The organism is Vibrio lamellibrachiae (assembly GCF_050337265.1).
GTDB lineage: Bacteria > Pseudomonadota > Gammaproteobacteria > Enterobacterales > Vibrionaceae > Vibrio > Vibrio kyushuensis.
Window position 1 is genome coordinate 311,454 of the sequence record NZ_JAKJSU010000006.1, and the last position, 19,665, is coordinate 331,118.

General features: G+C 42.1%; 15 protein-coding genes. 6 read left to right on the forward strand and 9 right to left on the reverse strand.

Annotation, left to right across the window (positions count from 1 at the left end; all coding sequences use genetic code 11):
- The first annotated feature begins 156 nt into the window (after positions 1 to 156).
- Positions 157 to 2,037 (forward strand): methyl-accepting chemotaxis protein, encoded by a 1,881-nt coding sequence (locus L4C54_RS10580; protein WP_428802361.1) that lies wholly within the window; start codon positions 157 to 159, stop codon positions 2,035 to 2,037.
- A 45-nt stretch (positions 2,038 to 2,082) separates the two neighbouring features.
- Here L4C54_RS10580 and L4C54_RS10585 read toward each other — a convergent pair whose 3' ends face one another.
- The 3 genes from L4C54_RS10585 to L4C54_RS10595 all read right to left on the reverse strand — a co-directional run bounded on the left by L4C54_RS10585 (position 2,083) and on the right by L4C54_RS10595 (position 7,387).
- The gene (locus L4C54_RS10585) at positions 2,083 to 3,060 is read right to left on the reverse strand and encodes a lipid A deacylase LpxR family protein (RefSeq protein WP_428808149.1); all 978 of its coding nucleotides are present in this window, start codon (positions 3,058 to 3,060) and stop codon (positions 2,083 to 2,085) included.
- Positions 3,061 to 3,250: 190 nt separating this feature from the next.
- On the reverse strand, positions 3,251 to 5,527 hold the full coding sequence (gene pflB / locus L4C54_RS10590; protein WP_428808150.1) for a formate C-acetyltransferase: 2,277 nt from the start codon (positions 5,525 to 5,527) through the stop codon (positions 3,251 to 3,253).
- A gap of 312 nt (positions 5,528 to 5,839) precedes the next feature.
- On the reverse strand, positions 5,840 to 7,387 hold the full coding sequence (locus tag L4C54_RS10595) for a DUF3360 family protein (protein WP_428802359.1): 1,548 nt from the start codon (positions 7,385 to 7,387) through the stop codon (positions 5,840 to 5,842).
- Between the two features lie 596 nt (positions 7,388 to 7,983).
- Between L4C54_RS10595 and L4C54_RS10600 the strand changes: the two genes are divergently transcribed.
- From L4C54_RS10600 to L4C54_RS10615, 4 genes are all read left to right on the forward strand, one after another.
- A complete protein-coding gene (locus L4C54_RS10600; protein WP_428802358.1) occupies positions 7,984 to 8,754 on the forward strand; it encodes an ABC transporter ATP-binding protein in 771 nt (256 codons plus the stop codon).
- A gap of 153 nt (positions 8,755 to 8,907) precedes the next feature.
- Positions 8,908 to 9,678 carry an ABC transporter substrate-binding protein gene (locus L4C54_RS10605; protein WP_428802357.1) on the forward strand — a complete coding sequence of 257 codons (771 nt, stop codon included), beginning with the start codon at positions 8,908 to 8,910 and terminating at the stop codon, positions 9,676 to 9,678.
- Between the two features lie 108 nt (positions 9,679 to 9,786).
- Positions 9,787 to 10,527: an ABC transporter permease gene (locus L4C54_RS10610; RefSeq protein WP_428802356.1), complete on the forward strand. Its 741-nt coding sequence runs from the start codon at positions 9,787 to 9,789 to the stop codon at positions 10,525 to 10,527.
- Between the two features lie 3 nt (positions 10,528 to 10,530).
- A complete protein-coding gene (locus L4C54_RS10615) occupies positions 10,531 to 11,208 on the forward strand; it encodes an ABC transporter permease (protein WP_428802536.1) in 678 nt (225 codons plus the stop codon).
- 111 nt (positions 11,209 to 11,319) lie between these two features.
- Here the strand turns inward: L4C54_RS10615 and xthA are convergent, their stop codons facing one another.
- The gene (xthA, locus tag L4C54_RS10620) at positions 11,320 to 12,126 is read right to left on the reverse strand and encodes an exodeoxyribonuclease III (RefSeq protein WP_428808151.1); all 807 of its coding nucleotides are present in this window, start codon (positions 12,124 to 12,126) and stop codon (positions 11,320 to 11,322) included.
- 223 nt (positions 12,127 to 12,349) lie between these two features.
- Between xthA and L4C54_RS10625 the strand changes: the two genes are divergently transcribed.
- Positions 12,350 to 14,467, forward strand: a complete 2,118-nt coding sequence (locus L4C54_RS10625; RefSeq protein WP_428808152.1) for a methyl-accepting chemotaxis protein — start codon at positions 12,350 to 12,352, stop codon at positions 14,465 to 14,467.
- A gap of 81 nt (positions 14,468 to 14,548) precedes the next feature.
- Here the strand turns inward: L4C54_RS10625 and L4C54_RS10630 are convergent, their stop codons facing one another.
- From L4C54_RS10630 to dinG, 5 genes are all read right to left on the reverse strand, one after another.
- Positions 14,549 to 15,697, reverse strand: a complete 1,149-nt coding sequence (locus tag L4C54_RS10630) for a ribosomal protein uL16 3-hydroxylase (RefSeq protein ID WP_428808153.1) — start codon at positions 15,695 to 15,697, stop codon at positions 14,549 to 14,551.
- Between the two features lie 36 nt (positions 15,698 to 15,733).
- Complete coding sequence (gene rsmS, locus L4C54_RS10635) at positions 15,734 to 15,898, reverse strand: pleiotropic regulatory protein RsmS (RefSeq protein ID WP_428808154.1); 165 nt, start codon at positions 15,896 to 15,898, stop codon at positions 15,734 to 15,736.
- A gap of 17 nt (positions 15,899 to 15,915) precedes the next feature.
- Complete coding sequence (locus tag L4C54_RS10640) at positions 15,916 to 16,464, reverse strand: primosomal replication protein (RefSeq protein WP_428802351.1); 549 nt, start codon at positions 16,462 to 16,464, stop codon at positions 15,916 to 15,918.
- Positions 16,465 to 16,537: 73 nt separating this feature from the next.
- Complete coding sequence (locus tag L4C54_RS10645) at positions 16,538 to 17,317, reverse strand: sulfite exporter TauE/SafE family protein (protein ID WP_428802350.1); 780 nt, start codon at positions 17,315 to 17,317, stop codon at positions 16,538 to 16,540.
- A 70-nt stretch (positions 17,318 to 17,387) separates the two neighbouring features.
- A complete protein-coding gene (dinG, locus tag L4C54_RS10650) occupies positions 17,388 to 19,460 on the reverse strand; it encodes an ATP-dependent DNA helicase DinG (protein ID WP_428808155.1) in 2,073 nt (690 codons plus the stop codon).
- Between the last annotated feature and the right edge of the window lie 205 nt (positions 19,461 to 19,665).

The window sequence follows — 19,665 nt, forward strand, 5'->3', positions numbered from 1 at the left end:
ACAGTAACTATATCTTTATAAAACAGTGAGGAAAAAACATCGCATATCACGGGCGATATGTTATAGAGTTGTTATAATTAATAAAACTATAAATAAGAACTCAGTTGCTCATTTTTTGCTTAATCTATTTATCTGAATGATAAATAAGGGTATGTCATGGAAGTATTTGCTCTATCTCAACGACAAAAGATTACTCTTTTTTTAGTCGTTTTATCCATAGGCTTCATTTGCCTTGGAATTTTCACATCAAACCGCCTGTCTATCATGGGGACACAATATCAAAGCAGTGGCGATGTTGCTGCTGGTTCAATTTCAATCCATAAAACACAAAGTGAGCTATTAGCTTTAGCCGCTGATCTTGATTCATTAACGGCGACTCAAGTTGGAGAAGTAAAAAGCAAAATTGAAGAGATCAAGCAAATGGTGGCTCAAGATAGCGTCTTTCTTAAAGAGCTAGAATTATCACTGGAAGCCGATAATTTATCCGGCAGTGTTGAGCAGTTCTCCCAAACGCTTCTACCATGGTTAGATGTTAAGTCTGAGCTTGGTTTTAATGTAGACGAAGGTAAGTTAGGTCAGTTAAAGCAGCTGGCAGTCACGATAGAAATGAAGATTGAAGAAACCGGAATGGTCACCCTGAATTCTGATTTTCAAGCAATGATAAAAGCGCAACAAAACTATCTTCTACAGCCGAACGAACAGAATCTAAAATTGTTTAATCGAGCGATGGCTGGATTCGTCAATATGTCGAACACCTATGCGATGCTCGATTTGTACGAAGAAGAGATTGAGGTAATGAAGACGACCTTTATGAGGGTCGCAGAGCTGTCTCAACAAATGGGTACAATTGAACAAAGCCTGTTCCAAAGTGAATCTCGCTTGACGACCGTCATTAAAGATGTCACCAGCATACTCGCTGGAATCACCACACAATATGAAGATAATGCAGAGCATAGTGCGATGCAAACTCAGTGGTCAGTGTTGATTGCTTGCGCGGTATTAGCCGTGTTTACCATTGCCATATTTATTAAGGTAAGCATGACGTTAACGCGTTCGATTAATCAGACCAGTGCCGTGTTGTCAGGTGTTGCGAAAGGGGATTTGTCACAAAGAATGGAAATTGGAGATAACTCTAATGACGAGTTTAATCAGCTTGCGATGACGATAAATGAGAGTTGTGAAAATTTAGGAGAGCTTGTTCATGGCGTACAGCAGAGTAGTAATGCTCTGTCGGAAAATGCAGCAGAGCTTAATAATGGAATCGATACCTTGGTTCATAACCAATCTAAAGTACTTGGTCAGACAGAGCTATTAGCTTCTGCGACAGAAGAGGTGAGTGTCACCACACAAGAGGTTTCAAATTCGTTAGAGTTTGTTGCTGATATAAGTAAGTCATCGACGAAGGCCGCAGAAGAGGGCGCGACAGTCATTAAAGCAGCGATTGATTCCTTGGAAGATGTGAACGGCATTTTACAATCTGCGGCAGGACATATTCAGCAGCTAGAAACTGCATCATCAAAAGTCGACTCTGTCATGGAGATCATCAATGGCATAGCCGAGCAAACGAATTTACTTGCACTAAATGCGGCGATTGAAGCGGCAAGGGCGGGTGAACAAGGCCGTGGATTTGCCGTAGTGGCTGATGAAGTTCGAAATCTGGCAGTGAGAACAGTTGACGCTGTGGGAGAAATTTCTGGAACGATTGAAACCATGAAAAAAGAGAGTGCCGAGGTTATTCAGTACATTGGCCAATCTGAATCTTCTATTCATGCAGGGCAGGATAAAGGTCATGAAGCAATGACTGCACTAAGCCAAATCACTGAAAAAGCAGACGATGCTGCGCACCAAACCGAAGTCATCTTCGCGTCGATTCGAGAGCTTGCGACGACCAGTCAGTCAATGGCCAATAATATGATAGAAATCTCTTCTGCTATGAAAGAGCTAGAAGATAACAATGAGCAACTGCGTCAAACCAGCCAGCTAGTAGATCAACGATCAAGCAGCCTGAATTCAGACTGCGATCGCTTTAATATATAATTGTAAAATTGTTAGTTTGAGTTAGCAGAAAAAAGAGAAAACTGGTTAGAAGAATGCGAATAGAGATAGGGCACCCGTTCCATATATGGATTCTGGTGCCTCTTTATAATCGGGAGTTTTCGCTGTTAGCGTAAAGCTCGCCCCTACATATTGGTTATACCAAACCGCCCCCCAAACAGCACTAGATTGCCAGTTTTCTAAGGTGGATGGGTACTCTTCAGGGTTTGAAAGATTTGGTCGCTCGCCTTCGATAGTAATGTCATTAAATCGATAACGTCCTTCAATACCAGTGAACAAAAACCACGCCGCTTTTGAAGCGCCAATCATTCCGGGCCTAAATGGGTTTTCTGTTGAAATGTTGGCTGCCCCCATATTTCCACTAAGATCTGTGCCCCAGCGAAACATCATCCCTGTAGATAGGTCACTTCGAAATCCACCGATATTGCCTTCGCTAATATTTGAGAATTCCAGCTCTGTAGAACCAAATGAGTTGTGTCGACCTAGATTGAAGTGAGACAAGTAACCTGCATTGGCAACAAATCCCTCATCCACTTGATATTCCCAACCATTAGGGTCATCGGATCCTGTGATGCTATGAACCAGTTTTTGAGCTTGACTAGCAAATGAATTCTCGCCAACAGTACCTAGAGTGAGGTTAAAACGTTGCGCCTGTTGAGGATGAAGACTTATAAAGTTGAACTCACCGTGAAAGTAGCCAGCATAGGGGCGGTCATAGGCTACGGGATCAAAAGATTCGATATCATTTGGCGTCCACATTTTATGTCCAAGCGTAAACTCAAATTTGTCGAGTGATGTTGCACCCCATGCGGACAAACTAAGGGGGGTGAGTATCCATGGTGTATTTATTGCACCGGAAGTATATGAGAGAAAAAGACCATTGGTGTAGTCTTGGTCAACACCAAAAATACCATCATTATCTAATGCAAAAGTGACGGTCGAGCGCTCAGAAGCGGCAACACTTGAAGAGGCGATGATTAAAGCTAGGAGAAAACGTGACTTCATTCTAGTACTACGAGTAATGATTGACTCTTGATAGTACAGCAAAAAATAGGCCAAAGTGAGCGGCAATAATACTGAAAACTAAAACTGTGCGCATCCTCAAATTACTATGATTATGAGTCGGTTGTCTTTTATTCAGATAACAAAAAGCCCCGCAGAAGCGAGGCTTTATCAATCATTGACGGTCTATAAACTATAGAGAGTCAGTGAAAGTACGTGCGATTACGTCAGCTTGTTGCTCTGAAGTTAGAGAGTTAAAGCGTACAGCGTAACCAGAAACACGGATTGTTAACTGAGGGTATTTCTCAGGGTGCTTAACTGCGTCTTCTAGAGTTCCGCGGTTAAGAACGTTCACGTTAAGGTGTTGACCACCTTCAATGCCAGTTTCGTGGTGGAAGTAACCATCCATTAGACCAGCAAGGTTAGAACGTTGGCTATCTTCTTCTTTACCTAGTGCGTTTGGCACGATAGAGAAAGTGTAAGAGATACCATCTTGAGCGTCAGCAAACGGTAGTTTACCTACAGATGTTAGAGATGCTACAGCACCTTTCTCATCACGACCGTGCATTGGGTTCGCACCAGGAGCAAAAGGAGCACCTGCACGACGACCATCTGGTGTGTTACCAGTCTTCTTACCGTAAACAACGTTAGACGTGATAGTAAGGATAGACTGAGTAGGGATAGCGTTACGGTACATTGTAAGCTTACGGATTTTGCCCATAAATGTAGAAACAAGTTCACAAGCGATGTCATCAACGCGTGCGTCATTGTTACCAAATTTAGGATAATCGCCTTCGATTGCAAAATCAGTTGCGATGCCGTCTTCGTCACGGATAGGTTTAACTGTCGCGTGCTTGATTGCAGACAGTGAGTCAGCTGCAACAGACAGGCCAGCGATACCACAAGCCATTGTACGACGAACGTCACGGTCATGAAGAGCCATTAGAGACGCTTCGTAGCTGTACTTGTCGTGCATGAAGTGAATGCTGTTTAGAGCAGTCACGTATTGCTTAGCTAACCAATCCATGAATGTGTCTAGGCGACCCATTACGTCATCGTAGTTAAGTACTTCGTCAGTGATCTTATCGCCTACTGGGCCAACTTGCATTTTCAGCTTCTCATCAACGCCGCCGTTGATTGCGTAAAGCATCGTTTTAGCAAGGTTTGCACGAGCGCCGAAGAACTGCATTTGCTTACCAACAATCATTGGAGATACACAACAAGCGATTGCGTAATCATCAGATTCTAGGTCAGGACGCATTAGGTCATCGTTTTCGTACTGGATAGAAGAAGTATCGATAGATACCTTCGCACAGAAACGTTTGAAGCCGTCAGGCAGTTGCTCAGACCAAAGAACAGTGATGTTTGGCTCTGGAGAAGGACCCATAGTGTATAGGCTGTTTAGGAAACGGAAGTTCGTACGTGAAACTAGAGTACGACCATCAACACCCATACCACCCATAGATTCTGTTGCCCAGATTGGGTCACCAGAGAATAGCTCATCGTATTCAGGTGTACGTAGGAAACGAACCATACGTAGCTTCATTACGAAGTGGTCAATCATTTCTTGAGCTTGAATTTCAGTGATGTTGCCAGCAGCGATATCACGTTCGATGTACACGTCTAGGAAAGTCGAAGTACGACCTAGAGACATTGCAGCACCGTTTTGAGATTTAACAGCAGCTAGGTAAGCGAAGTAAGTCCACTGAATAGCTTCTTGAGCAGTTTGAGCTGGCTCAGAAATGTCGTAGCCGTATTTCTCAGCCATAACTTTCATTTGGCCTAGAGCGCGGTGTTGCTCAGAGATTTCTTCACGAAGTTGCATTGTTGCCGCAAGATCTTCACCGTTTTCGAAACGCTCTTGAAGAGAAGCAAACTGTGCTTGCTTATCTTTCATTAGGTAGTTTACACCGTATAGTGCTACACGACGGTAATCACCAATGATACGACCACGGCCGTAAGCATCAGGAAGACCAGTTAGAACACCAGACTTACGACATTTTAGGATATCAGGAGTGTAGATATCGAAAACGCCAGCATTGTGTGTTTTACGGTATTCTGAATAGATTTTTGAAACCATTGGGTCAAGAGTTTCACCGTATGCTTTACAAGAACCTTCAACCATACGTACACCACCGTTAGGGATGATTGCACGTTTTAGTGGCTTCTCTGTTTGTAGACCAACGATAGTTTCTAAATCTTTGTTGATATAGCCAGCATCATGAGAAGTGATGGTAGAGATAACAGACGTATCAAAATCAACAGGTGCTTTAGTAGCATTTTCCTGTTTGATACCTTCCATTACTTTGTCCCAAAGCGAATTAGTTGCTTCAGTACCTTCAGAAACTAGGAAAGATTCGTCGCCTTCATACGGCGTGTAGTTCTTTTGAATAAAATCACGAACGTTTACTTCGCTTTGCCACTCACCTGCAGCAAAACCTTCCCAAGCTTTAGCAAATTGCTCTGCCATGACATACCTACCTTTTTAGTAGAAAAAATACATACTGTTTTCACTGTTTTATCAGCTATCTTCACAAGAAGACCAGTACTCACATTAATAACAATATCTATAATAATAGAAACTTCTATCTCGAAAACTATACATATTGTCATTTACATTAAAACGATATGGAAACACTGTCTAAAACGGCAACAGTAATATAACCATTTAGGGTTACTATACACTAAAATTTTTTTGCAAACCTTAAACTAAATCAATAAAAGTAAAAAAAAGTTGAAAAAAAGGGTGATGATAAAACCATCACCCAAACTATTTTTTAATCTATAACCAAGCTTTCAGGCCGTATTGAGTCTCTAGCATGCCTACCGCTAACATCGCGATTAGACAGATAACCAATACACCGCCAGGAATTACGATCTTATCAACGAAAGATAGCTTAGAAGCACGCTCTTTATCACCAATAAGGCCGTTGTTATCCAGAAGCATTGTTAGAGCCCATGCAAGCACTGGGTTCACAACAGCAGAGCCGAAGATACAGATACCAGCCGCTTGTGAGTCTTTAGTATCCTTAACCATCTGCATACCAGCTTCAAGAAGTGGTAAGAATACACCAACAAGAAGAGCAACACGCATTACTGGTGGCCATACTGCAACATCCATCGGGAAACCAAGGATTGCAACAATGATACACATAGAACCAAGCAAGATTGCGCCAGCAGGGATAGGACGCTTAGCAATCGCCGCAGGGATCATGTAAGTACCCCAAGATGAAGTGATGTTACCACCACCAACTGCAGTACCAACCATTTGACGGAATGAACACATAGTCATAGTGTCATCAACGTCCATAAGAACTTTATTTGTTTTGCGTGGGTAGTTCAGCTCTTGGAAAATACGGTGACCAAGGAAGTCGGGAGACCACATAGCAACCGCAAGAATAGCAAACGGTAGTGATGCAATGAAGTGCTCAAGATTCGGAAGACCTAACTGCCAACCTTGTTCAGTGCTTCCCCACCAGTAAACAGGGTTTAGGTTTGGAATGCCCATTTCAGTTTCAAATGTAAGGTCAAAACCTGCACCAAGGCCCAGTGCGATAATAAGGCCAGTAAAGGCACACACAGGAATCGCTAACCAACGTTTGTTGATTTTTGCCAAAATGGCGTAAACAACAATGTTTAAACCAAGAACAACAAGACCGATATAGCCAAGGCTACCTGCTTCAACCGTCGCAGACTGCAAACCTGTTGCCCAAGCTTGAATTGAACCTATTTGACTCATGACCCCAGTAAAACCGAGGAATATTAATAAGCCCCCGGCTGTACCTTGAGAGGTGAGGTTAACGAGCTTTGAACCACCTTTAAAGTAGCTGAGTAGAAGTCCGAAAATACCTAGCAAGATTGCAAGTGCAAGAGGGTGCGCCCCCGCTAATGCAATACTACCGATCAATGGAATCATTGGTCCGTGGTTACCGGCTAAGTTTGCTCTAGGGTTAAAAATACCAGACGCTAGGATACAGAATAGTAAAGCAGGGATAAGCATCTCAACACGAGCAACCTCGATGGCGAAATCTTTACCTAACTCAACGTGATCCCATGCTGCGGTTAGACCGTCAGCCCAAGACATCATTACCGCAGAATACATCGCGATAATGCCAATTGTACCAGCAAGTGCAGGCACTAAGTCTTCTAATTCAAATCGGAAGTCACGACCTGGTAAGTTAAGGCCAAAGCGGCGTGGCTTCATAATTTGCAGTTCATGATCTAGATAATCTGAACGGTTAGCAAACTCAGATGCTGGACGGTGGAGCTCTTGGTAGCTCTTGTTCTCAATATCCGAATCAGAGTGAGGGTTATTCACTGCGTCTGACATAGATTCCCCATATTAAAAGTAGTTATTTATTCAATCCGAATCCAGCGCTATGAATAGACCGCTAGAGTGGCACGAGATATGTGCTAAATCTTAACAAAAGAGAGAGCATGTATCGTTTTTTTAAATATTCAAAAATTTTTGCAAGTTTAGCCTGCTTGCTATTAGGCGTGATTGATCTTGATCAGGTTACAAAACAATGTGAAATAAAGCTACGTAATCGAAGTTATTGTTTATTAAAGAAAAATTGATGGTCAGCTCTGTTGTCATCAATTTTATTGATACATGAGTTAATTACATGTTGTCTTTATTTTAGATGTTTAATCAATAAGGGAAAGTGACGTCAATAAATATTGAACTATATCTAGTTTTTATAAATTCATTAACATCTGCAAAGTTGGCTTAATGATTTCATTTGTTTGTTTTATGCGAGTCTACTAGTTTTATTGGCTAATGTTTGAATTAATACTCATATAAAGTGGCTATATATCCTAAAAACACAGGTTAATAATTTGTTGCATCTATTTCTTAGTGGTGCTAATTTGAATCGCAATGTGGGGGGGAGCCCAGCAGTCATAGTTAACAGGGAGTACGAGCGCATGAAAGATGTACCAGCGCTAGATATAAAAGAACTGCACAAAACATTTGGTCAAAATGAAGTGCTGAAAGGCATTTCATTAGAAGCTCATAAAGGTGATGTAATTTCTATCATAGGCTCTTCTGGGTCAGGTAAAAGTACCTTTTTACGCTGTATCAACTTATTAGAAACACCAACAGCTGGTGATATATGGGTCAATGGTGAATTGATCGAGATGAAAAACAACCGTCAAGGTGAAGCTGTACCCGTCAATGAGAAACAAGTTCAACGTATCCGTTCACGTCTTGCAATGGTATTTCAAGGTTTCAATCTATGGTCACACATGACCGTCTTAGAAAATGTAGTTGAAGCCCCAATCCATGTACTTGGTGTACCGAAAGCACAAGCTATTGAAAATGCAGAGCTACTGCTTAAAAAAGTAGGGCTGTACGAGCGCAAAGACTATTACCCAGGTCACCTATCCGGTGGACAACAACAACGTGCTGCTATTGCACGTGCATTAGCGGTTGATCCTGAGGTTATGTTATTTGACGAGCCGACATCAGCACTTGATCCCGAGTTAGTTGGTGAAGTTCTTGGGGTTATGCGTGATCTTGCCGAAGAAGGCCGCACAATGTTAGTAGTTACCCACGAGATGGCGTTTGCTCGTGATGTTTCAAATCATGTGATGTTTTTGCATCAAGGTAAGGTGGAAGAGCAGGGTGATCCAAAGCTACTGTTCAAAAACCCTGAGTCGGAGCGACTGCAACAATTTATATCTTCTATCTACTAGAGCAATTTAATCGGTCTAATAGATCTGTAAGCACAACACCGCTGTTCAATAACTAACGTTCAAGTAACGAACAGCTTAATAATAATGTTTAATAAAAACCGTTAAATAAAAAATAGAAGTTTAATAATAAATTTCAATCACAGGAGTATGGAAATGAAAAAGTGGTTACTAGTAGCAGCACTTGCTGCAACAGCAGCATCAGGTATTGCCCAAGCGAAAGAATGGAAAACTGTCCGCTTTGGTATTGAAGGTGCTTATCCTCCATTTAGCTGGACTGAAGCAGACGGTTCACTGAAGGGCTTTGACGTTGATATGGCGAACGCACTTTGTGAAGAGATGAAAGTGAAGTGTCAAATCGTACCTCAAGATTGGGATGGTATTATTCCATCACTACTAGCGCGTAAATACGATGCAATCATTGCGGCTATGTCTATTACAGAAGAGCGTAAAAAACGTATCGACTTCACAGGAAAATACGCTCTGATTCCAAACAAATTCATCGCTAAAAAAGGCGCAGATTTAAACTTCGATAAACTTGAAGGCGTTAAAATTGGTGTTCAACGCGCAACAACGCACGACAAATACCTAACTGATAACTACGGTAGCTCAGTAGAAGTTGTACGTTACGGTTCATTTGATGAAGCTTACCTTGATCTAGCAAACGGTCGTATCGTTTCAGTGTTGGGTGATGCATCAGCACTTGAAGAAGGCGTTCTAAATAAAGCAGGTGGTGAAGCATACGAATTCGTTGGTCCTTCATTAACTGATCCAAAATGGTTTGGTGAAGGCTTTGGTATTGCGGTTCGTAAGCAAGATAAAGGTCTAACTAAAACTCTAGATGCTGCAATTCTTTCTCTAAGAGAGAAGGGTGTGTATCAAGAGATTGCAGCTAAATACTTCAACTACGATGTATATGGTCAGTAATATCTAAATAACAGTGTCTTAATCGATATCTGGTTGTTGGTTCCTAGTAATTGATGTACCCAATGACCAGATATTCTTTTTTATAACCTAGGGACTAGGAACTAACACATGTTAGATTTACAGGGATATGAAGCCTCAATATTAAAAGGGGCAGTTTTGACCATCGAGGTCGCGATACTGTCGCTTATACTGGCCATGATACTTGGCATGCTCGGTGCATTAGCTAAGCTCGCTCCATACCGCTGGGCTAGAGCGATTGCTACACTCTACACAACCGTTATTCGTGGAATTCCCGATTTAGTGCTGATGATGCTTATCTTTTTTGGCGGACAGATCTTACTAAATAATAGTCTTTACTCGATGAACGAGTGGCTTAATGAATGGTTTGCTTCCTCTGATCCTAGTCATGAATGGACAGCTTACCTACCTGACTATATCGATGTTAGCCCGTTTATTGCTGGCGTACTTACAATAGGTTTTATCTTTGGTGCTTACATGGCGGAAACATTCCGTGGTGCGATCATGGCCGTAGATAAAGGTGAATTGGAAGCAGCGAAAGCGTATGGCATGAGTGCGACGTTAGCATTCAGACGAATATTACTTCCTCAAATGATCCGACATGCATTACCTGGATTTGGCAACAATTGGTTAGTGCTATTGAAAACGACTGCGCTCGTGTCAATCATTGGTCTTGAAGACATGGTACGTGTTAGCTCGCTAGCGGCGGGTTCGACCAAAATGCCATTCACTTTTTATATGACAGTCGCAATTATTTTCTTATTTTTTACCAGCGTATCAACCGGGTTATTGAAATTGGTTGAACGTAAATTTAGTATTCATGCGAGGTAGATGATGGATTTCTCTTTGTTAATTGATAGCTTTCCTATCTACCTTGATGGCCTGTGGACGACCACTTGGCTAGTGAGCTGTGCCCTTGTACTTGGCCTAACTATCGCTATTCCCTTAGCCATCGCAAGAAACAGCCCCAATTACTTATGGAATGCGCCGTCATGGGCATTTATCTATTTTTTCCGTGGTACACCTCTTCTTGTTCAGTTGTATCTCATTTACTACGGCATGGACCAATTCTTCCCGGTTAAGGACACACTCTGGGAAAATGCATGGTTCTGCGCGTTGGTCGCTTTTGTATTGAATACATCCGCGTATACGGCAGAAATCATTCGAGGTGCTATTAACGGGCTACCTAAGGGTGAAGTAGAAGCAGCCAAAGCTTATGGGATGAGTGTTTCTAAAACATATCGCCGAATCATATTACCAAGTGCGTTACGTAGAGCACTTCCAGCGTACAGTAACGAAGTGATATTTATGCTTCATGGCAGTGCTGTTGCCGGCATTGTGACGATTATGGACCTAACAGGCGCGGCACGTTTGGTGAATGCTCGTTACTACGCTCCGTTTGAATCCTTTTTGGCTGCAGGCTTATTCTATATGGGTTTGACGTTTATCATTCTGTGGTGCTTTAAACATGCAGAGAAGCGTTTCCTCGCTTATTTAAGACCGTTAAGTTAATTGATCTGCGATAAAATCAAGTGATGAAAAAGGCTTCTGAAAAGAAGCCTTTTTTGATGGCCTGAACCGTCCTAAATAAGGTAGGCACTGCGAACTAAGAGAGTGTTTTCATTAAGAGAAGGTTGACCAAATGGGCGCGTGATCGGAAGGTTTCTCTATTCCTCTTAGTTCATAGTCAATCCCAGCTTCTATACAGGTTGAAGCAAGTGATGGTGTTGCTAAGACAACGTCTATACGCAATCCACGATTATCCGGGAAGCCTTTAGAGCGGTAATCAAACCATGAAAACTTATCATCAACGGTTGGATGCAAGTTTCTAAAGGTATCTTCTAGTCCCCAATCCTGAAGTGTCTTTAACCATTCACGCTCAATAGGTTGGAATGAACATTTTCCTGTTTTCAACCAGCGTTTTTTGTTTGGTTCACCGATACCAATATCCAAATCAATAGGGCTGATGTTGATGTCGCCCATAACGACCAATTTTTCGTCATTGCTGTGGTTTTGGTTTAGGTAACTCATCAAATCTTTGTAGAACTGCTCTTTGTATGGGAATTTCGTTTCGTGCGTAATGTTGTCGCCTTGTGGAAAGTAGCCGTTAAGAACTGTGACAGGTTCGCCTTGTTCGTTTTCGACGGTCACCATGATCATGCGTTTTTGGTGCTCATCGTTATCGGTTGGAAAACCGTAGGTCACTGAAAGAGGCTTGTTCTTACACAGCATGGCAACACCATAATGAGCTTTCTGCCCATGGTAGAAGACGTGATAGCCCATAGCTTCAACCGCTTCGAGTGGAAATGCATCGTTATGTACTTTGATTTCTTGTAATCCAATTACATCAGGTTGATGCTTTTCAATCAAAGCTTCCAGTTGATGTAGGCGAGCTCGTAGGCCATTGATATTAAAACTGACGATTTTCATAAGTCATCCGTGTTTAAGTTGAAGGTTAAAAGGCTAGAGTTAAATTCTACCACCTCATTTTATGAGGGCAAAGGTGTGATTGATAAAACAATTTACTGTAATTGACCACTTTATTAACAATTAACTAAACTTATGATTGACCCACTGAAACAATGTGCTTAAATTCAATAGGTCAAAAAATACCTACACCAAAAATTAAACTGTTTGCTTATAAGGATGTAATATGCGAACTCTTTCCGTGCAGTGGAAAATCACACTTCTTGCAGGATGCTGCCTACTTATCACCTCACTCTCTTTAGTTGGGTTCTCTGTTTATAATGCGATCGAAAATCAAAAGACCATAACAGCCCAAAGCTCAAAATCCGTGATTGAAAAATCCCAGCAGCTTCTTGAAACTCGCGCACGCTTAAATGCAATTGAAGTCGGGCAGTTTTTAAATGAAGCGATCTATCGCGCTGAAATGCTTGCGTCGAATGCTCTGTTTTTTAAAACCAATACGGAAGAGAATTTCGGTTCGAGTGAAGAGCTTCGCACGGCACTTGACGAAATGGTCCGTAAGTCAGTTGCAGAGTTTGATTCTATAGAGGGTGCATACCTAGTCTTTAAACCCAACTTACTTGACGGAGAAGACAGCAATTACATCGATGCTGATTATGTAGGCTCTAACGATATAGGGCGGTTCGCTTCGTATTGGAAGACAGCTGAGAATGGTGAAAACATCATTGCAAACGTCTTAACTGAGCAGGCACTCGCTGAATCAAGTGAAAGTGAACGTTTCTACTGTCCTATTGGCAGCGGTGAAGTTTGTGTGTCGACACCGAGACTTGTTATCCAAGATGAAGGCCAATTCTTAGCGGCCTCGATTTCCGTCCCTATTCTAATAGATGAAGTACCTATTGGTTTTTACGGTATTGATCTCAAGCTTGATCAACTCAGCAATATTGTTATGGAGTCAGATCAGAGCTTATTCGATGGAAGTGGACGTATCTATATTTTGAGCTTGAGTGGATCTTTAATCGCTAGTGATGACCCAAGCTTAACCATTGGAAGTCAATTTCAGAGCAGTACTATTTCGAATGATAAAGTGACAGACCTATTATTTGGAGGCGAACTCGATACCAGCTGGAGTAGTGATGATCAGTGGCTTACTGTATTTGCACCAATGAAAGTCGCCAACCAAACTTGGGGTGTCATATTTGAGATGCCTCGCTCAGTAGTGGTAGCGGATGCAATTGAACTAGATACTGTTCTTTCGAACAATCTTGCTTCGAGTGTTAAAAGTGAACTATTTACCGGTGGTGTGTTTGTTCTAATCGGTCTGGGGCTGATTGCTTTACTAGCTCAACGTATCGTCAAACCTATTAGAGAAGTCGTTGCCCGCCTAGATGATATTGCCTCAGGTGAAGGCGATTTGACTCAGCGATTGGATGTTAAATCACAAGATGAAATAGGTCAGTTAGCCCAAGGCTTCAACCTGTTCCTAGAGAAGCTTCAACTTACCATTAAAGAAGTCGTTCAAACCACGAATGAAGTCGCTGAAACAACCATTCAAGCTAAAGAAGCAGCAATGGCAACACGTAGTAGTAGTGAATCTCAATTTAAAGAGGTGGACTTAGTGGCGACAGCTTCAGAAGAGATGACACAAACAGCCAGTCTAGTGGTTCAAAATGCCGAAACAGCGGTACAAGCAGCCACTGATGCGAATAAAGCAGCGGAGTCAGGTCAGCAAGTGATTGAAAGCTCTCAACACGAAATGAGTGCCTTGGTGGATAAAATGACTCAAGCAGTCCCAATCGTTGAAGAACTTGCGAAAAATAACGCGAATATCACGGCGATTTTGACGGTCATTGAAGGGATCTCTGAACAAACAAACCTGTTAGCATTGAACGCTGCAATCGAAGCAGCAAGAGCTGGTGAGCAAGGTCGTGGTTTTGCTGTTGTTGCAGATGAAGTTCGCAACTTAGCAAGCCGAACGCAAGCTTCTGTAGGAGAAATAAGAGAAGTCATTGATAAGGTTCAACGTGGAACACAAGATGTGGTTGAAGCTATTCAGGAGGGTAACCAACTTGCGCATGATTCATCAAATCAAGTTAATACCGCTGTGGCTGAACTGAGCCATATTTTTGAAGCGATTGCCGCTATTAACGATATGAACAGTCAAATAGTCCGAGCTGCAGAAGAGCAACAAACGGTTTCAGCAGAAGTGAATTTAAGCGTTTCAAATATTCGAGATCTGAGTGCGCAGATTGTGAGCCAAGCGGGTGAGTCTGAGTCTGTTGGAAGCCAGATTAATACGTTATCTGAGCGTCAACAGCAGTTAGTGAGTCAGTTTAAAGTGTAAATACACTCATCAGTATTAATCCAAAAAAACCAGCCTAGAGCTGGTTTTTTATTACTGAAAATCTATTTGGATCCTAAGTCTTTACTCGCAATCCTCACAATACCAGTAGCCTTTATTGACTAGTTCGGTAATTAAAGACACGTCTGCACTTTCAAAGTCTCTGTCTAAATCGCTCATACAGATTGTATCGTGGTTACAAAGGCGCTGTAATAGGTCTTGTTGCTCTGTAGCCACTTTATACATGTTGCCATCGATGTAGGCGACGCAAGGCTCTGACTCGTTATACAGAGCTCTTAAACCAGCGACTTTAGTAAACGTAGTGTCACCATTTAGTTGAATTGAAATCTCTTCGCTTGTCCAATCTTCTTCTGGTGGGTAAAGCGCAAGCTGGTGGCGGGATTGGCTAAGCATAGTGCCCATAAAATCTTTAATCGTTTCAGGATTTTCAAATGCTTTGGTCATCATTTCCGTCAAGATAGTAAGATCTGATGATTGAAGTTCACCATGCTTGTCTTGACTCTGCATTGAAGGGTTATGCAAATGAATATCGCCCATATCATGCGATAGAACATAATCAGCAAAGTTACTAATAAGCTCTTGCTCTTTTGGAGAACGATAACCCATTGAGTAGCTCATAGAAGGTTCAAGTGATACGCCTTCGTGTGGAAAGCCTGGGGGAATATAAAGAATATCGCCTGGTTCCAAAACGTCATCAATGATGGCATCAAACCCTTCAATTTGTCTTAACGCTTCCGTTCGCTGTGTCTCTTTATATTGACCTACGTCTTTCTCACCGACACGCCAGTGACGTTTACCGCTACCTTGAATGATAAATACATCGTACTGATCGATATGTGGACCTACGCCACCACCTACCGCTGAATAGCAGATCATAAGATCGTCGAATAGCCACTGAGGCAATGGTTCAAAAGGTTTCGTTAGTTGAGCAACGCCTGCATGCCAATGGTTTGCTGCTTGTACAATCAACTGATAATGAGATTCTGGAAGTTGGCTGAATTTGCTGTCGTCGAATGGGCCGTGCTCTGCCACCCAGTTATCGTTTAGGTTTGAAACAAAACGAGAATCGACCTCTTCTTCCATTGTTAATCCTGCTAATTCCTCAGGGCTAATTGGGTCGATAAAGTTTTTGAATCCACCTTTTAGGATTGTTGGCTTTTTGTGCCAATAGTCAGTCAAAAATGAATCTAAGGAGAAAGAGAGCTGATACATGCGATTACCAATTAAAAGAGTTATAAAATATTAAATTTATGAAGTTAAACGTTTTGATTCAAGATCAGACTTTACGATCTCGATAGCCTTAAGAGCAGTTTCAATATCGACTTCATTAGATTCAAGTAAATAGATAAGATCGACAGCGAGTTTGATCTCATCTGGTGCGTTATCTAATGGTGACGGAGTTTCTTTGGACATGATTTCGATAGACCTAATTACTGATTCTTTTCTTTGAATGTTATCTGCTTTTCAAGCTTAAGCTTTGCTTCTTGGCAACGTTGCAATCTTTGCTCTGTAGCAAGTAGTGCTTTTTGAGCTTGTTGCTGATGAAACGAGGGTGCTTGCTTCAAAGCGAGTTCTTTTTCTCTGACCATATCACGCAGGCGGATCTCCCACTCTTGGTGTTTGGCTAGCTCTTGATAGAGTGCATTAATTGGCTTGCGATAATAGCTAGAGTGCTTAGGCTCGTTTTTGCGTATGCCTTGAGTCGAAAGTTCACGTTGAATTGCACTGATTTGAGCAAGCAACCTTTCTGTTAAAAACTCAGCTCTCTCTTTAGTCAGTTTATTTGCTTGTTCTTCTCGAGTGATGGTTTTAAACGTAGATTGTGTTTCGTTTACGCACGGAACAAGCAATCGACCATGACAATGGAAAAGGCGCTCATCAAACAAAGGTTGATGATGCTCCCCTCGACTACGATCTAGTTGAGCCGCTTGGTGTGCTAGCTGCTCTAAGATCGGTTTTAAATTAGCAAATTGGCTCATAAATCAACTCGTATAAAAATAGGTAAACTTGTTTAAACTGGTGACATGTTAGAAGCCACGAGTAAACCAGAAGCTAAGCAGTGACAAACCAAGCTTGATAAGCCAACTTAACCGCTAATACGCTTACAACAGTAACAAAAACGGGCCGAATAAACTTTGCGCCAAAACGAATCGCTGAATGTGCGCCAACATAGGCTCCAGCCATTAAGCAAACCCCCATGGTGAGTCCAAGTACCCAATCAATATGTCCTAGTACGGCGAAGGTCACAAGTGAAGTGAAGTTACTTGTAAAGTTCATGGCTTTAGCAAGCCCAGATGCCAATAGAATATTAAGTCGATACAGTGCCATTGAACTTACTGTCCAAAATGCACCGGTTCCGGGGCCAGCAACACCATCATAAAACCCTAGAGTTAAACCTTGAATAATTTGTTTTCTTTTAATCGAAGGGCAAGCTTTTGGGAGAATATTACTATTCGACGGCGGCGTTTTATGAAAAATCGTATAAATAGCGGCAGCAAGAATAACCAGCGGTAACCCTTTCTCAAGCCACTCTGTACTAATAGCGTCGACGATTAAGGTACCAAATACCGCTCCAATGAAAGTTGCGATAAATGCTTTAATCCAAAAACGTGGTTTAAACAGCTTCTTCTTATAGTAGGTAAAAGCCGCTGTTGATGATGCAAAGGTTGCCGCAAGCTTATTTGTTCCTAGCGCAATATGCGGAGGCAAGCCTAATGATAGAAGAGCAGGAACGGTCAGCATTCCACCACCACCGGCTACAGCATCAATAAATCCAGCGGTAAAAGCGACAAGTGCCAGCACAACCAACATGGTTGGCTCAAGTAGTTCCATAAAATATTCTTCTATTTCTAATCGTCGTGTCTGTTATTGCTGTTCGTTATCACGAACTAGCTATACACGACTATTTTATTGTTCTTTTAAAAGGGGGTAATGAGTCAAGCAGTGACTTCCCATAGCGCTTGGTCACGATGCGGCGATCAAGGATGTACACTTTACCAGAGTCTCGCTCTTTTCGCAGTAAGCGGCCAACCGATTGAATCAGTTTTTTACTCGCTTCGGGAACGCTAATTTGCATAAACGCGTTTCCACCACGCTGCTCAATATATTCAGCGTGCGCTTGCTCAACGGGCGAGGTTGGAACACCAAAAGGTATCTTAGTGATAATAAGGTTCTCTAACAGTTCCCCGGGTAAATCTAACCCTTCAGAGAAACTTCCTGTACCAAATAACACACTCGTCTTGCCACACTGTATTAATGTTTTGTGTTTATTCAGTATTTCGATGCGAGAGCTGTCCCCTTGAACCTGTATTGCCCAACCTTTTTTCGTGAAGCTAGTTGCAAGTGCTTCGGCTACTTGGTTCATCTGCCAATAGGATGAGAATAAAACAAGGTTAGCTTGCTTGTCTTCAATTAACTTAGGCAAAATTTCAATAAGATATTCAGTATATTGAGGTGCTTGTGGCTCGTACTTCATGGCAGGCACAATTAGCTCAGCCTGATTTTGATAATCGAATGGTGAAGCTAGAGCCAAAAACTGTGTTCCTGAATCGGGTTTTTCGCTCACTCCTGTCTGATGACAGAAAAAGCTAAAAGAGTTTAATGCGCGCATTGTTGCTGACACGAGAATCGCACCAATACAACGGTTCCATAATTGCTGATCTAGTTGCCAACCAACCTCAAGCGGAGAGACATTAACGGTAAAGTCATTGTCGCTATCCTTAGATACCTCAATCCATCTAGCAAGAGGCGCGCCTTTTTCCCGTTTAGGTTCGGCCATTAAGTTCCAAACTTGGGCTAGATTTTCAAGTCTTTGTAAATAAAAACCCAACTCAGCCAGTGCTGGCTCCGCTAACTTACTGGATATTTCTCCATCCTTTAAGCGCTCTGCTATTAAATCGGCTATTTTTGCAGCCGCCTGAGCGCCTTTACTTGATAGTTGCTTTAACTCAGAAGATTCTTTCTCAAGCCATGATGGAAGTTCACCGTTCTCGAAACGATATCGACCTTCTTCAAACTCTGAAGGTTCGAATCTTTGACTTAACTGTGTCAAAGAGGGGATCAGTTGCTGAATGGCATCTTGCAGCTGATTTTGAAAGCGACCGACTCGTTTCTCGTCGGCAAGGTTTGAAAACTTGGTAATAAGCTTATTCAACCGCTCTAACCAACTCACCGCCCCTTTTAAGCTGGCAGAAGCAGAAGAGTGGTCACGTGCCACTCTCGGTAAATGGTGCGCTTCATCAAAAACGTAAATAGTGTTTTCTGGCTCAGGGAGGATAACGCCCCCACCAAGATCAGCGTCAGCCATGACTAAGCTGTGATTGGCAATAATAACGTCGGCTTTATCTAATTCTGAACGTGCTTTCTGAAAAGGGCATGCGCGATGCGCGGGTAGGCTGTTATTACAGCTATGCTTGTCACTGACAATAGAGTACCAAAGTTCATCACGGATTGGTTTTGGCCAAGAGTCTCTGTCGCCATCCCATTTTCCGCCAACCAGTGATTTATACATGGTTTGCAGCAACTCAACTTCATTCTTTTGTGGTTTTGACTCGAACATAGCTAACTGACCACCATCGACACCACTAGCGGAGGCGAGTTTTTCTGCGCAGCAATAACGTTGACGACCTTTTGCCAATATAAAAGAGAACTCTCTATCGGTAATGCGGCGAAACAGTGGCAGATCTTTGTTAATCAATTGCTCTTGAAGTGCGACTGTGGCGGTTGAGATAACCACCTTACGATTATTGAAGACAGCAATAGGGATTGTAGCCATTAAATAGGCGAGTGATTTCCCAATTCCTGTTCCAGCTTCACCCACCAAAATGCGATTTTTTTTGTGATAGTCACCACAAAGCGTCTTGGTGATTTCTGCAACAAGATAGTTTTGCGCTCGACGAGGTACAAAGTTATCCAACTGAAACTGCAGGTTTTGATAACTTTTACGAATAGATTGTTGGATTTTACTGGCTGACATACAGGGACCTAAATAGTGACGAAGCGATGTTAGCACAAATAGCTAGTGTGTACTTAGTTCACGAAATTGAATGCTATTAGAGAAAATCTGGATCTTGTTCACAAAAAAAAGTTGAACCTTCACAAACTTAGATTAATTTTATAAGTAAAAATATATAAACCTCTAAATGACCATGTATCGAAGATTTTAATCCTGAAATTATGGC

Coding starts and splice junctions, on each gene's coding strand:
- L4C54_RS10580 (WP_428802361.1), top strand. CDS start 157: ATGGAAGTATTTGCTCTATCTCAACGACAAAAGATTACTCTTTTTTTA.
- L4C54_RS10585 (WP_428808149.1), bottom strand. CDS start 3,060: ATGAAGTCACGTTTTCTCCTAGCTTTAATCATCGCCTCTTCAAGTGTT.
- pflB (WP_428808150.1), bottom strand. CDS start 5,527: ATGGCAGAGCAATTTGCTAAAGCTTGGGAAGGTTTTGCTGCAGGTGAG.
- L4C54_RS10595 (WP_428802359.1), bottom strand. CDS start 7,387: ATGTCAGACGCAGTGAATAACCCTCACTCTGATTCGGATATTGAGAAC.
- L4C54_RS10600 (WP_428802358.1), top strand. CDS start 7,984: ATGAAAGATGTACCAGCGCTAGATATAAAAGAACTGCACAAAACATTT.
- L4C54_RS10605 (WP_428802357.1), top strand. CDS start 8,908: ATGAAAAAGTGGTTACTAGTAGCAGCACTTGCTGCAACAGCAGCATCA.
- L4C54_RS10610 (WP_428802356.1), top strand. CDS start 9,787: ATGTTAGATTTACAGGGATATGAAGCCTCAATATTAAAAGGGGCAGTT.
- L4C54_RS10615 (WP_428802536.1), top strand. CDS start 10,531: ATGGATTTCTCTTTGTTAATTGATAGCTTTCCTATCTACCTTGATGGC.
- xthA (WP_428808151.1), bottom strand. CDS start 12,126: ATGAAAATCGTCAGTTTTAATATCAATGGCCTACGAGCTCGCCTACAT.
- L4C54_RS10625 (WP_428808152.1), top strand. CDS start 12,350: ATGCGAACTCTTTCCGTGCAGTGGAAAATCACACTTCTTGCAGGATGC.
- L4C54_RS10630 (WP_428808153.1), bottom strand. CDS start 15,697: ATGTATCAGCTCTCTTTCTCCTTAGATTCATTTTTGACTGACTATTGG.
- rsmS (WP_428808154.1), bottom strand. CDS start 15,898: ATGTCCAAAGAAACTCCGTCACCATTAGATAACGCACCAGATGAGATC.
- L4C54_RS10640 (WP_428802351.1), bottom strand. CDS start 16,464: ATGAGCCAATTTGCTAATTTAAAACCGATCTTAGAGCAGCTAGCACAC.
- L4C54_RS10645 (WP_428802350.1), bottom strand. CDS start 17,317: ATGGAACTACTTGAGCCAACCATGTTGGTTGTGCTGGCACTTGTCGCT.
- dinG (WP_428808155.1), bottom strand. CDS start 19,460: ATGTCAGCCAGTAAAATCCAACAATCTATTCGTAAAAGTTATCAAAAC.